Below are 14412 nucleotides of genomic sequence, written 5' to 3'. Positions count from 1 at the left end.
ATCATGAATGAACAACTTCCCGTTAACAGAGTAGAGATGGAATTAAAACAGTGGCACTCCAGGGAAGAGCGTTTTAGTAAACTGTTTAATTTCAGTCTTTCCAACAATAGGTCATTGCTTAAAGAGAAACTCCATCATTACGAACGCATTGGAACAAAATATAAGGGTACTAAAAACATAGAGGAACGTTTTGCTTTACAGATGCTCAAGCAGGAAAAGAGCAAAATACTAAAACAGCTTTATCCTAATCTATTAATACGTCTTGTTCGTAAGCTGATTGTTGCACCACTTATAGATCAAATTGCAGTTCGTAAGGATGCAAAAGAAGAGGAAAAGAATAATCAATCGCTGCACGATCAGGTGCAGCGTATTGGTTTTGGAGATTTATCAATCAAAATTGAGCAGCAAATCAAACAAGGTCATGAGCGGTTCATTATTCCCGTTTCCTATTACGTCAACGAAAAAGAACGTCTAAATCATGAGTTGTCTTTTTCTAAAGACCAGAGTGGACAGTATCAATTTGATGGATATAAAACTACTCTGCAAAACGAATCAAAGCCTGAAGAAAACAGAAGTCAATACTTTAAAGTGCAGGAAAGAAATTCTGTTGATACAACACAGGCATATAATTTATTAGCGGGACGAGCAATTCAAACAGAAAGATCATGGATTCAGCTCGATCTCAATGACAAGGATGCTGTTGGAAATCATCGTATTAAAGAATTTTATTCGGGGTATGGTTATGATCTTGAAAAGGCAGTGCAGCAACTTCCTTTGAAGGAATTAACCAATAAAACCGAAGCCGATAAACTAAAGGATGCTTTAAAAAAAGGAAATAGGCAGCCCATAACTTTAATTAAAAACGGAAATGAATACCGGTTTTATATTGAAGCTAATCCCCAGTTTAAATCGGTGAACATTTATGATGAGCACTCAAGAAAAATTACACTCTCAACGGCTTTGGGTAATAAAACAATGAAAACAGTAAAACAAATACAAAAAACTAATGAGAGCCAACAGATGAATCCTTCTAAACGAAATGGGATGCACATAAGCTAATAATATAGGAAATAATGGAAACACTACAACCTTTATCTGATTTCTTTAAGGCAATAGAAAAAGATCATCGTATCAGTATCACTCATATTGGTATCTATGCTGCATTGCTTCAATTTAGGGTTGATAAGAGTTTTATCAATCCTATTAAAGTATATAGCTATGAAATTATGAAGATAGCAATGGTTTCTTCACCTAAAACATACCTCAGATGTATACACGAATTAAGTGAATACGGCTACATTAAATATGTATCAACTCGCAACAGAAACCAAAGAAGTACAATTTATTTTCATATCAAAGACAATAAAGTCGACCGCATTTAAAAAATAAAAGTATGGAACAATATGTAAACACTAAAGAAGCAATGGTGATTTTAGGTATAAGAAGTCAAACCACTATTGGAAAATATGAAACAGACGGAAAAATTAAAGTGTATAGACCCTTCAGTAACAGAAAAAGATATAAAGTAAGTGAATTGCTAAAAATTCAGTCTAAAAGATAGTTGTAAAGCTATCTTTTTTTGTTTGTTTACAAAAGTTATCTTGAAATTAACTAAGTCTACTAGTCGATAGGAAAATACAATAATAATATGCCTTTAAAATTTAGCACCTAACTTTTGTGGTAATAGTAGCACATTAAACTAATAAATAGTGAAAGCACAGTACACTGTAGATTTTAGCTTTACAGTTCGGGTCTAAACCCCTATTATACCCTAAATCCTTAGGGTTTAAAAAACATGTGCTTGCTAATTTCTGGCTCCAACAGAAAATCCATTAGATATCTATTACTCACTATTTACAATCCAATTTGTACACTGGTTAATTCCTTACTACTGACATAATTACTAATAAATTAGAAAATTCGATAAAAAATAATCTGAAAAAAAATATTGTATTGAAAAAAGCACTCCTTGAGCTTATCTTGAATAAAAAACAACTATTAATGTATAAAAATTTCAATCAATAAATAAAGTAACAAACTTTATTTATATATTTGTTACGTGTTAAGAAAAACAATTGCCATATCATTACTACTTGTATTCCTGTGTGCCAACACAGAAATGGGGCAATTATTGAAATTAACAAACCTAGTAGAGCATTTCAAAGAGCACAGTGATAATCATGATAATCATGATAATCTTGTTTCATCATTTACTAATTTTATTGATTTTCACTACTACAATACTAAAAAACATTCCAATAAAGGAAAAGAAAATCACCAAAATCTGCCCTTCAAGACTATAAATCCTAATGTAATCAATACTACACTTGCCTTTGAAAACCAAACTACGTTTTCTTTAGACAAGCCAAACATTATCGCTACGAAAAGAAGTGTGCCTTTCTATAAGGAATTTTACATTTCTAATGTTTTTGCCTCTATCTGGCTCCCTCCTAAATTGAGTTAATCTGTTCTATTTTAAATCCTAACCTAGTACTATCAATAAAATAGTCTAATGTTTGATTTTAAAATAAACTTTGCTATTTCCATAGCCAAGGATACTTAGTATCTATAATCCATTTACATTTTACTACCAAAACTTTAACCGATTTTATCTTTGATTAAGTTAAAATCGATTACTACTCTTTATAAAGTTTTTTGGTGTGCCTTGTGAGTGATACAACTATAGTCTTAACGTAAAAATCCAACATGCAAACAATAAAGTCAATTGTTGTTGCCCTTATGCTACTAATAGTAGGGGCTACAACTACTACCGCGCAGCAAAACAAAAACACTTCCAAAGGTCCGCACAACGGTCTGCTGCAAAACGCAGGAGAATACTCAGTTGAAATGATTGAAAGAGACTCCAGTTGCAGCTTTTATATCCTAAATTCCAAAGGAAAAATAATTTCTAATAAAGGAGTAACAGGAGAGGTAACCTTTGAATTTTTCAACAAAACCAAAGCGAATAACTCTATTTCATCTGACATAAACAATTCTTTATTTGTAAATATACCAAAGGCAAATATCTATACCTATTGTACCCTTACTGCAGTTGTCAAAGGGAAAACCATAACTGCTAAGTTTAAAAACACACAGGTTTCTCAGCAGGATATAAACCACGGTCACCAACATTAATAATTTAATTAAATAAACTACAGTCATGAAAAATATTTTAGCCATTGCAGTCCTTACTCTATTTATAGTGTCTTCTTGCAATCAAAAAGCAAATGATCAAAATCAGGATACCCAAAATACGAATCAGCAAACTACAAGCAAAGATAGTATTAGCAAAGTAGAACAAGAAAAAAAAGACGCAGCTCACGGGCATACTCACTAAAGATTTACTTGGTTTCCTGTGCGCAATTGCTGCACGGGAAACTTTAAAAATGAACCTATGAACTCAAAAAAAATCATACTATTTATCATCCTGCTTTTTGTAGGAGCCAATGCGCTTTTTGCTCATGGCGTTGACGAAAATACACAAACATTCCTAACAGGAAATGATGGTATAGCCTTTGGTCCATTCTTGTATATTGGTGCCAAACACATGCTCACGGGCTATGACCACCTACTTTTTCTAATTGGTGTTATTTTTTTCTTGTACCGCCCAAAAGAAGTGCTGCTTTATGTAAGCTTTTTTACAATCGGACACAGTATAACTCTTCTATTGGGTGTAATGTGTAATATTGCAATCAATGCTTTTCTTATCGATGCCATCATTGCACTTTCCATTATCTACAAAGGCTTCGATAATTTAGGTGGCTTCCAAAGATTCTTCGGTAAACAACCCAACACAAAAGCTGCCGTGCTGATTTTTGGATTATTCCATGGCTTCGGACTTGCCAGTAAATTACAGGATTTTAAATTCGATAAAGAAGGATTGTTTACCAATTTGCTTGGATTCAATATAGGGGTCGAAATCGGTCAGTTTATTGCTTTGACTTTTGTGCTGATTCTCATTACAATATGGCGCAGGTATTCAAGTTTTGTTCGGTTTTCAACATTAACAAATACGATGCTTATCGCAGCCGGCTTTGTCTTATTAGGCTTTCAATTAACAGGTTATTTTACATCTTAAAAAATTAAACAATGTCAGAAATAAATCATCAAATAATAGAAAAAAAAGAGATTATTAAAGCAGTTGCTTTTGCATTTATACTCGCAATAGTTATTTTAGTTACTGCTGTTCTTCCAGCTGAATACGGGATTGATCCAGTAGGGACAGGGAAATTATTTGGTTTCAATAAGCTTTACATTCCCCAAGATACTAATCAGGATATTGCAAATATACCCCAGCAATCATTCCCTCTGATTAAAATGGAAAAAGCCGGTTCAGGACCAGAAGTAAAAAGACCCATTGAAGCCGATAATCCTGTAGCCATAAAACAATATGACCAAAGAGAAGATACTGTAGAGGTACTTGTTCCTGCAGGAAAAGGGATTGAATACAAGACCTATATGCTCAAAGGCGGAATGATGAAATATGAATGGACAACCGATAAAGGAACAGTATACTTAGATTTCCATGGGGAAGTAAACCAAAAAAAGGCAGTTACTGATGTCTATTTCGAGAGTTACACTTTAGCATACGCTAATAATATGGTGGGTACATTTTATGCACCCTTTGAAGGAAAACATGGTTGGTACTTTAAAAATAACGATACCAAGGATATCAAAGTTACTATAAAGCTAAAAGGAGAATATTCAATATAACAATTGAGTGCCTGTTAATCTTAAAAAAATATGCTAAATAAAATCATAGAATTTTCGATAAAAAATAAGCTTATCATAGGCCTCTTTATCCTCGTTCTTATCGGCTATGGCAGCTATCAATTTACAAAACTGCCCATTGATGCTGTACCAGATATAACCGATAACCAGGTTCAGGTGATTACTTCAGCCCCATCACTGGGAGCGACTGATATTGAGCGGCTCATTACCTTCCCAATCGAACAGGCCAACAGCAATATTCCTGGGTTAAAGGAAATACGCAGTTTCTCCCGCTTTGGACTATCTGTAGTTACCATTGTTTTTGATGACGCAACTGATGTGTATTGGGCCAGACAACAGGTAACCGAAAAATTAAGTGCTGTAAAGGATCAAATACCAAAAGGTATTGGAGAGCCTTCTTTGGCACCAGTTACAACTGGTTTGGGCGAAATTTACCAATATGTGGTTAAAACTAAACCAGGTTATGAAAAAAAATATGATATAACAGAATTAAGAACAATCCAGGACTGGATTGTCCGTCGTCAGCTCGTAGGAGTTGAAGGAGTAGCTGAAGTAAGTAGCTTCGGAGGAAAGCTAAAACAATTTGAAATTGCAATTGATCCTAACAAATTACAATCCTATAACATTACCATAAGTGATGTATTTACTGCCTTAGAAAAAAACAATCAGAATACTGGAGGAGCTTATATTGAAAGAGGTCCCAAAGTCTTGTATATCCGTAGCGAAGGTCTGATTAGTTCCATAGACAATATAAATGACATTTCAATTAAGAACACCGCAAACGGAAGTCCGCTCTTCATTCGTGATGTAGCAGATGTCCGCATAGGAAGTGCCATTCGATACGGAGCCATGACCTACAATGGTAAAGGAGAAGTTTCAGGTGCAGTGGTAATGATGCTCAAAGGTGCTAATAGCAATATTGTTATAAAAAATATCAAAGAACGTATCGAACAAATCCAAAAGACATTACCTGAAGGAGTTGTGGTAGAGCCTTTCCTGGATCGCACCAAAATGGTAAATAATTCCATCTCAACGGTAGAAAAGAACTTACTCGAGGGTGCACTGATTGTCCTTTTTGTACTGATCTTCTTTTTAGGTAATCTTAGAGCGGGATTAATAGTAGCCTCGGTTATCCCTATGGCTATGCTTATAGCCGTAATTTTAATGAACATCTTTGGGGTTAGCGGTAATTTAATGAGCCTTGGTGCACTGGATTTTGGGTTAATTGTAGATGGTGCCGTTATTATTGTAGAAGCATGTCTCTTTAGCCTGCATAGTCGTAAAGCAACCAAAATATCACAGGAAGATATGGATGAAACCGTACTAAAGACATCCATTAAAATGCGTAATGTATCAGTTTTTGGAGAATTAATTATTTTGATTGTCTACATTCCAATTTTTACTCTGCGAGGTATAGAAGGCAAAATGTTCTTGCCAATGGCACAAACCATAGCATTTGCCTTGTTCGGTGCTTTTATCTTGTCCCTTACATACGTACCGATGATGACAGCTTTGTTTTTGAGCAAAAATATAAGCCATAAAAAAAACTTCTCTGATAGAATGATGGAGAAACTGGAGAATTTCTATCAACCCCTCTTAAGCAAGGCATTGACAATTCCGAGGACTATTATTGGAATAACACTTTCTTTATTTGTGTTAGCTCTTGTAACACTTTCATTTATGGGAGGTGAATTTATGCCTTCACTAGAAGAAGGAGATTTTGCTGTCGAAACAAGAGTTTTGCCCGGAAGTAATCTAGAGACTTCTATGACGGCAATCTCACAGGGAGCAAAAATATTATTGGAGAAATTCCCCGAAGTAGAGAAAATCGTAGGTAAAACCGGTAGCAGTGAAGTGCCAACCGACCCAATGCCTATTGACGCAAGTGATATGATGGTGATTCTTAAAGACAAAAGTGAATGGACCTCCGCCTCAACTTTTGAAGAACTTTCTGGAAAAATGGCAAAAGAACTTGAAGCAGTACCTGGTGTTTCTTATGGTTTCCAGTACCCAGTACAAATGCGTTTCAATGAACTGATGACTGGTGCCAGACAAGATGTTGTATGTAAAATCTTTGGAGAAGACTTGGATACTTTGGCTTTATATGCTAATAGATTAGGTAAAATTGTCAATACCGTAAAGGGCACATCTGATTTGTATGTAGAGACTGTTACAGGGATGCCACAGGTAGTTATCGATTACGATCGTGCCGCAATTGCACAGTATAATTTAAATATTGAAGATATTAATCGAATTGTAAATACCGCATTTGCAGGACAAAGCACAGGAGTGGTGTACGAAGGAGAAAAACGATTTGACCTTGTTGTTCGCCTAGAAGGCGAAAAACGCCAGGATTTGACAGATGTTCAGAATTTACTCATTCCAACCTCAAACGGTACGCAAATACCTTTATCCCAACTGGCAAAAGTGGAAATTACAGAAGGTCCAAACCAAATACAACGAGAAGATGCCAAACGAAGAATTGTCGTTGGTTTCAATGTCCGTGGACGTGATGTGCAAAGCATTGTTACTGAATTGCAAAATAAAGTCAATACGCAAATTAAATTCCCTGCAGGCTATTACCCTACTTATGGGGGTACATTCGAAAATTTAAATGAAGCAAAAAACCGTTTAATGATTGCTGTACCAATATCGCTGATATTAATTTTTCTTTTGCTATACTTTGCTTTTAAATCTGTAAAACAAGGTTTACTGATTTATTCTGCTATCCCACTTTCTGCCATTGGAGGGATTTTCTTTTTAGCCCTTAGAGGAATGCCATTTAGTATTAGTGCAGGTGTTGGTTTTATAGCATTGTTTGGTGTTGCTGTTTTAAATGGTTTAGTCTTGATTGCAGAGTTCAATAGTATTCGAAAATCAGGAGAAACGGACTTAAATAAAATAGTATTACAAGGAACCAAAATACGATTAAGACCAGTACTGATGACCGCATTAGTTGCTTCATTAGGTTTTCTGCCAATGGCCTTAAGTAACGGCTCCGGAGCTGAAGTGCAGAAACCTCTGGCTACAGTGGTTATTGGAGGATTATTAATTGCAACCTTTCTGACCTTATTTGTACTTCCTATCCTGTACATTATGTTCGAGAAAGGAATTAAATTAAAACCAACCAAATTCAAATAAAATCATGATAGACATTTTTATCACATTATTTCTTGTATTCCTCAATGGATTTTTTGTTGCAGCTGAATTTGCAATTGTAAAGGTTCGATTGTCTCAAGTAGAATTACAAGCAAAACTAGGCAACAAAAGCGCTATCCTGTCCAAGCATATATTGCACAATCTAAACGGTTATCTTGCAGCCACTCAGCTTGGGATAACCTTAGCAAGCCTTGGATTGGGATGGGTCGGTGAACCTGTTGTTTCAAAATTGATTCTAAAATTTGTGGATCTCATCGGATTAGAACTCAAACCTGAATATGCGCATAAAATTGCAATACCACTAGCATTTGCCGTAATTACAGTTTTGCATATCGTTTTTGGAGAATTAGCTCCAAAGTCCATTGCCATTCAAAAATCTGAAAAAACAACACTCTTTATTGCATATCCATTGCAGTTTTTTTATATCCTATTTAAACCTTTTATATGGCTGCTCAACGGAATTGCAAATGCAATTCTTAAAATCTTTGGTATTGATGCTTCACATGGCTCTGAAGCCCACAGCAGTGACGAGCTAAAATATTTAGTTAAACAAGGGAAAGAAGACGGTGTAATTGAAGAAATGGACTATGATATTATCAACAATGCTTTTGACTTTTCCGAGCGTACCGTAAAACAAATTATAGTGTCCAGAACAAATGTAATTTCTGTTGACATAGATAATTTTGATGATTCAGAACTCGACAGAGTAATTGATCAAGGATTTTCCCGTATACCCTGTTATGAAACAAATATAGATAACATCATTGGTGTAGTCTATTTAAAAGACCTACTACTTAAAGCAAAAAAGAACCAACCTATTGTTATCAAAGAAATGATGCGTCCTGTTCTTTTTGTTCCCTCCTCCCGAAAAATAGGTTCTCTTTTGAAAGAGTTTCAATTAAAGCACATTCAGTTAGCCGTTGTTGTAAACGAATATGGCGGTACCCAGGGCATTGTGACCCTTGAAGATATAATTGAAGAATTAGTAGGAGAAATTCAGGATGAAACAGATGATGAAGTGGCAAATGTTATAAAGAAAGAGATTAACATTTATGAAGTACTCGCTTCAACACACTTAAATGATATTAACGATGATCTGCCACATCCTATAAAAAACGATGGAGAAAATGAAACCTTAGCAGGTGTTCTAAATAGTAAGTTCGGAAGAATACCAGATGTCAAGGATAAAATTACATTTAATGATTATGAATTCACTATTCTCAAGAAAACAAAACATTCGATAATTCTCGTACAACTACGGGATCTAACCAAAACAAAGTAAAAATGAAAAGGATATGTATAATTGCCTCATTTTGTTTTTTCATAACTATTTCCGGTAACGCCCAACAAAATATATCCATTGAGAAGGCTCTTGAAAAGGCATTGCAGAACAACGTAAAAGCAAAAAACGCTAAACTTAATTCCGATTATCTTCAAAAAATGACCAAGACAGGATATGATATTTCCAATACGGGTATCGTGGGAGAATATGGACAATTTAACACGAACATGAACGATGTCAAAATTGGTGTTTCACAGAGCATTAAATTCCCGACAATCTACAGGAGGCAAAAGCAGCTTTTGATCGAACAAGCAAAAACCGGACAGTGGAATGAGGCACTGTTAAAAAAAGAAATAACTAAGGAAGTTACGGTTGTATTCTATGAAATGGTGTATCTCAAAGAAAAAGAAAAACTCTTACTTAAAAGCGATAGTATCTATTCTGAATTCTTGAGAAAATCAACCCTGCGTTTTAACAAAGGGGAAAGTAACATTTTAGAAAAATCAACCGCTGAGAATCAATCCGGACAAATACAGATTCAGCTACAAGAGCTGCAAAATGATTTTAAAATGCTTCAGATACAATTTAAGTATTTGTTAAATGAAGATACTGATTTTATACCAACATGTGATAGATTCAAAATGGACTTACAAGAAAATTTAGACAAAAACGCCCTTGATAACCAACCAATCATTAAGATAAGGGAGCAGGAAGTAAGTGTCAATAAAGCAGAAATCTCATTAGAAAAATCAAAAAAACTTCCAGAACTTATTGGCGGTGTATATTGGCAGACATTCAAAACCAATACTGCTTTTCAGGATAGCTATGATGGTTTTTACGGTCAGTTTGGTGTAGCGATTCCTTTATTTAATTCTTCAATTCGAAACAGACAAAAAGCATTAGAAACAACCACACAAATTACGGAAAACAATTTGCATTTAGAAAAACTAAAGCTGCAAAATCGTTATCAGGAATTAATTCTGCAATATAAAAAGTATAAAGAAACTATCCTCTATTATGAAAACAAAGCATTAAAAAATGTAGATTTAGTAACCGATGCTGCTAATAAAAAATTCATCAATGGAGATATCAACTATTTAGAATGGGTGATGCTTATCAATCAAAATACTGAAATTCAAGGCAACTATATTGAAGCTGTTAAAAGGCTCAATAGCAGTATTATTGAAATCAATTCATTAACGAATTAAAACATTGAATTATGAATTATACACAAACTTTCTTCTCCCGAAAGTTCCTTTGGGAAATTGTACGGATCGTTATTGTAGGGATAGCTAGTTTACTGTTTTATCTCAACAGTATCCCGCTACTAGTTTTAATTATTGCAATGGCTTTTGGACTTTTCTCCTTAGTTAAAACAGCAGTACTGGATTTAATCAAAGAGAAAAAAATAGGTACAGAACTGTTTATAACAATTGCTGTTGTTATTTCTATTCTAGGAAAAGAATACCTGGCAGGCGCTGTAGTGTTGATGATCATTCTTATTGCCGAATACATTGCAAGTGCAAGTACACAAAAAGCCAGATCCTCGATCAAAGAACTTATCGGTTCTGTTCCTAAAACGGCTCTAATTAAAAAAAACAACTCAGAACTGATAGTCGGTATAGCAGACCTCAAAATTGGGGATGTCATTTTAGTAAAAGCCGGTGAAAAAATACCGGTAGATGGAAAAGTAATTACAGGATCAGGTTCTGTTAATCAAGCTCCGATAACAGGAGAAAGTTTTCCTCAGGAAAAAAAAGAGGGAGAAGATGTTTTTGCTGGTACAATACTCGAGCTCGGTGCTCTTGATATTCAAATGACTAAAGCTGGGATGGACACGGTTTTTTCGCGAATTATTGCTTTGGTCGAAGATGCCCAAAATAAGCAGGCGCCTATTGAAAAATTCACAGATAAAGTGGCATCGTGGCTTATTCCTATTGTATTTATCTTTGTTGGAACGGTTTATTTTTTTACTCGTGATGTCAAGCTTGTAATTGCGCTGCTAATCTTTACTTCTCCTGCCGAACTGGGTCTGGCGACACCATTAGTTACTATTGCAGCAATTGCACGTGCAGCCAGAGAAGGAATTTTAGTAAAAGGTGGTTTGTTTTTGGAAGAGCTTGCCAAAGTGACCACGATTGTTTTTGACAAGACTGGAACATTGACCATAGGAAGTCCAATAGTCAACAAAATAGAAGTGATTGATACCTCTTACAATGAAAACCAGCTTATTCAATTTGCAGCTGCAGTTGACAGGCGCTCCAGCCATCCTTTGGCAAAAGCCATCTTAAGCCATGCAGACAAACTAAATCTTACGTATGGAGAACCTGAAAACTTTCAAGTCATCAAAGGACGAGGTGTTTCAGCCAAGGTAGAGAACCAACTTGTGTTGTTAGGGAACAAACCTTTCATGGAAGAGAGCAAAATCCCATTGGCTATAACCTCAGAAAATTTAACCGATACTCTCATCTATCTTTCCATCGGCAATAAACTCGCTGGGATATTCTATATCTCTGATGCCATACGCGAGGGTGCTAAAGAAATGATTACTGGTCTAAGATCTAGCGGTATTAAAAACATTGTTATGCTTACCGGCGATAATCCGCAAACTGCCCAATATGTTTCCAATCAAATAGGTATTACTGATTACAGGGCTGATTTATTGCCAGAAGACAAGATTAACATCATAAAAGAATTACAGAAAGAGGGTGCTAAAGTGGCTATGGTAGGAGATGGAATTAATGATGCTCCCGCCTTGGTTCAGGCAAATGTAGGTATAGCAATGGGTGCAATGGGGACAGAAGCAGCAATGGAAGCTGCCGATATTGTACTGATGCAGGATAAATTGGAAAAAATTGCCAAAGCACGTGCAATTAGTAAAAGAGCTTATCGTACTATCCGTGAAAATATTTTTGTAGGGGTTGGAGTTGTTCACGTCATTGGAATAACTTTAGTTCTGCTTAAAGTAATCGGACCCGTTGAGGCGGCCGCTATCCATTTACTTCCCGATACATTAGTTTTTATTAACTCTATAAAACTCCTTCGGGTTAAGATTTAAAGCCAGTTTCAAACTGCCAGTTCCAGAAAATATTAAATAAACAATTCAATTATGAAATCACTCATTCAAAATATAAGTTTCGAAAAATCGGAGAAACAACTACAAAAGAAAACTATAATAATGCTGGTTAAAAACAGCGTACTTATTATGATAGCGCTATTATTTTTGGCTTCTTGTACAAAGAAAAAAGAAGAACCCCAAAGTGATGTTCCTTCAATTAAAAACACCACTATCCTTACAGATGCCCAGATAAAAAACGCGGGCATCCAAACAGGAAAAATAGAGCAAAAACAGGTTTCATCAACCTTAAAACTAAATGGTAAAATAGATGTGCCACCTCAAAACTTAGTATCCATAAGCGTACCTATGGGAGGGTATCTGAAAAGTACAAAACTCTTAGAGGGTATGTTTGTAACCAAAGGTCAGGTTTTATGTGTGGTGGAAGATCAGCAATACATACAACTCCAGGAAGATTATCTCTTAGCCAAATCAAAAATTGGCTATGCCAAGGCCGAATTTGAAAGACAAAAAGAACTCAATCAAAGTAAAGCCAGCAGTGATAAAGTATATCAGCAAGCGCAAACTGAATATAACTCACTTTTAGTAATGGTTAATTCCTATGGAGAGAAACTAAAATTTGCAGGTATAAACCCCAATAATATATCGGCTAAAAACATATCCAAAAGTGTTAATATCTATTCTCCAATAAGCGGTTACGTCTCCAAAGTAAATGTAAATACAGGGAAGTATGTAAACCCAAGTGATATTCTATTTGAAATAGTGAATCCCTCAGACATCCATCTGGCATTGACTGTTTTTGAAAAAGACATTAATAAACTGGTAATAGGACAATCATTAGTAGCCTACACCAATACTGATCCAGATAAAAAATATGCCTGTAAGATTATATTAATTGGTAAAGATTTTTCTCAAAATAGAAGTACTGAAATGCATTGTCATTTTACAAATTATGACAAAACACTTCTACCAGGTATGTACATGAATGCTGTAGTTGAACTCAAGAATCAACAATCTAATGTTTTACCATCTGATGCTATAGTAAACTTTGAAAATAAAGATTTTATTTTTATAGCCAAAGCAGATAAACAGTTTGAAATGAGAGAAGTAACAACAGGTAATTCAGAAAATGGTTTTACCGAGATAACTTCAAATGATTTAGAAGACGCAGCTATCGTAACAAAAGGGGCTTATTCTTTATTAATGAAAATGAAAAACATAGAAGAATAAAAAATGTAAATTAGCCTAAATTTATAATTGTTTTATATTCAAAAAATTAAGATATGTTATGAAATGGATTACAAGAGAAAGACCAAAAATTGATCGATTGGCCTGTCCATGGCTGATAAAGACTTTTGTAGACAAGCAAGCTGAATTTATTTATGTCCCTTTTAGTGAGGTTCTTGATAAATCAAAAGAACTCGATGCCATTCCGTTTGATATTCCTGAGGTAGAATTTACGCATTATAATGAACAAAGCACTTTTGATTACATCGTAAAAAAATATAAAATTGATGACCCTGCCATTTTAATTATGGCAGGTATTATCCGTGGAGCTGACACAGACCGTCATGATATTGCAAAAGAATCAGCAGGACTATGGGCTATTTCAGCGGGGCTTTCCTATAACATTGCCGACGATCACAAACTTTTGGAAACAGGGATGGTAATTTATGATGCCTTGTACAGCTGGGCTACACATTTACACAAGCAAAGCCATTTACAAAACAGTCCTTTTGAAAACTTGTTGCATGATGTTTACAATAAATTTTTGAAGGATAAAAAAACAAATGATAAAAAAACACCAGTTTGGGTTAAAGATTTGAAGGGAATTATACAGGATCAAATCGATACTCAATTTACTTTTGATCTAAAAAAAATTTCTAATGATTTGGAACTTAATCCATCTTATTTATCAAGAGAATTCTCTAAGTACTTTGAAGATCTAAATTTCGGGGATTACGTTCGGAAATTGAGAATTGAAAAGGCAATCTCGCTTATTCAGAATTCCAACTACTCACTTACAGAAATTGCATATATGACTGGTTTTTCAGATCAAAGTCATTTTACAAGAATATTCAAGCAAAGTACGGGGAAAAATCCTTCTTCTTATAGAAAAAATACAAGAAAAAGTAATCTAGATACAAAAGGTAAATAGTATTCT

General features: G+C 34.9%; 14 protein-coding genes. All 14 read left to right on the top strand.

The features are described 5' to 3' along the window. Window positions 1–3: 3 nt before the first annotated feature. Complete coding sequence (locus LNQ49_RS18085) at window positions 4–1059, top strand: hypothetical protein (protein WP_229990409.1); 1056 nt, start codon at window positions 4–6, stop codon at window positions 1057–1059. 14 nt (window positions 1060–1073) lie between these two features. Continuing rightward, a complete protein-coding gene (locus LNQ49_RS18080; RefSeq protein ID WP_229990408.1) occupies window positions 1074–1382 on the top strand; it encodes a hypothetical protein in 309 nt (102 codons plus the stop codon). Between the two features lie 11 nt (window positions 1383–1393). Then, window positions 1394–1561 (top strand): MerR family transcriptional regulator, encoded by a 168-nt coding sequence (locus LNQ49_RS18075; protein ID WP_165571409.1) that lies wholly within the window; start codon window positions 1394–1396, stop codon window positions 1559–1561. A 498-nt stretch (window positions 1562–2059) separates the two neighbouring features. Beyond that, complete coding sequence (locus LNQ49_RS18070) at window positions 2060–2464, top strand: hypothetical protein (RefSeq protein WP_229990407.1); 405 nt, start codon at window positions 2060–2062, stop codon at window positions 2462–2464. A gap of 242 nt (window positions 2465–2706) precedes the next feature. Then, a complete protein-coding gene (locus LNQ49_RS18065; RefSeq protein ID WP_229990406.1) occupies window positions 2707–3135 on the top strand; it encodes a hypothetical protein in 429 nt (142 codons plus the stop codon). 25 nt (window positions 3136–3160) lie between these two features. Further along, the gene (locus LNQ49_RS18060) at window positions 3161–3337 is read left to right on the top strand and encodes a hypothetical protein (RefSeq protein WP_229990405.1); all 177 of its coding nucleotides are present in this window, start codon (window positions 3161–3163) and stop codon (window positions 3335–3337) included. Window positions 3338–3394: 57 nt separating this feature from the next. After that, complete coding sequence (locus LNQ49_RS18055; RefSeq protein ID WP_229990404.1) at window positions 3395–4078, top strand: HupE/UreJ family protein; 684 nt, start codon at window positions 3395–3397, stop codon at window positions 4076–4078. A gap of 11 nt (window positions 4079–4089) precedes the next feature. Beyond that, window positions 4090–4713 carry a hypothetical protein gene (locus tag LNQ49_RS18050; RefSeq protein WP_229990403.1) on the top strand — a complete coding sequence of 208 codons (624 nt, stop codon included), beginning with the start codon at window positions 4090–4092 and terminating at the stop codon, window positions 4711–4713. 30 nt (window positions 4714–4743) lie between these two features. After that, window positions 4744–7872, top strand: a complete 3129-nt coding sequence (locus LNQ49_RS18045) for an efflux RND transporter permease subunit (RefSeq protein ID WP_229990402.1) — start codon at window positions 4744–4746, stop codon at window positions 7870–7872. Window positions 7873–7876: 4 nt separating this feature from the next. Next, window positions 7877–9172, top strand: a complete 1296-nt coding sequence (locus LNQ49_RS18040; protein ID WP_229990401.1) for a hemolysin family protein — start codon at window positions 7877–7879, stop codon at window positions 9170–9172. 2 nt (window positions 9173–9174) lie between these two features. Then, entirely contained in the window at window positions 9175–10380 is a 1206-nt protein-coding gene (locus LNQ49_RS18035; RefSeq protein WP_229990400.1) for a TolC family protein, read from the top strand. Window positions 10381–10391: 11 nt separating this feature from the next. Beyond that, entirely contained in the window at window positions 10392–12230 is a 1839-nt protein-coding gene (locus LNQ49_RS18030; RefSeq protein WP_229990399.1) for a heavy metal translocating P-type ATPase, read from the top strand. Window positions 12231–12350: 120 nt separating this feature from the next. Beyond that, window positions 12351–13478 (top strand): efflux RND transporter periplasmic adaptor subunit, encoded by a 1128-nt coding sequence (locus LNQ49_RS18025; protein WP_428978355.1) that lies wholly within the window; start codon window positions 12351–12353, stop codon window positions 13476–13478. A gap of 58 nt (window positions 13479–13536) precedes the next feature. Continuing rightward, on the top strand, window positions 13537–14406 hold the full coding sequence (locus tag LNQ49_RS18020) for a chromate resistance protein ChrB domain-containing protein (RefSeq protein WP_229990397.1): 870 nt from the start codon (window positions 13537–13539) through the stop codon (window positions 14404–14406). Window positions 14407–14412: the final 6 nt, after the last annotated feature.

Origin of the sequence: Flavobacterium pisciphilum, from assembly GCF_020905345.1 — a bacterium.
In the GTDB taxonomy this organism is placed as follows: domain Bacteria; phylum Bacteroidota; class Bacteroidia; order Flavobacteriales; family Flavobacteriaceae; genus Flavobacterium; species Flavobacterium pisciphilum.
This window is presented reverse-complemented; position numbering and strand designations above follow the sequence as displayed.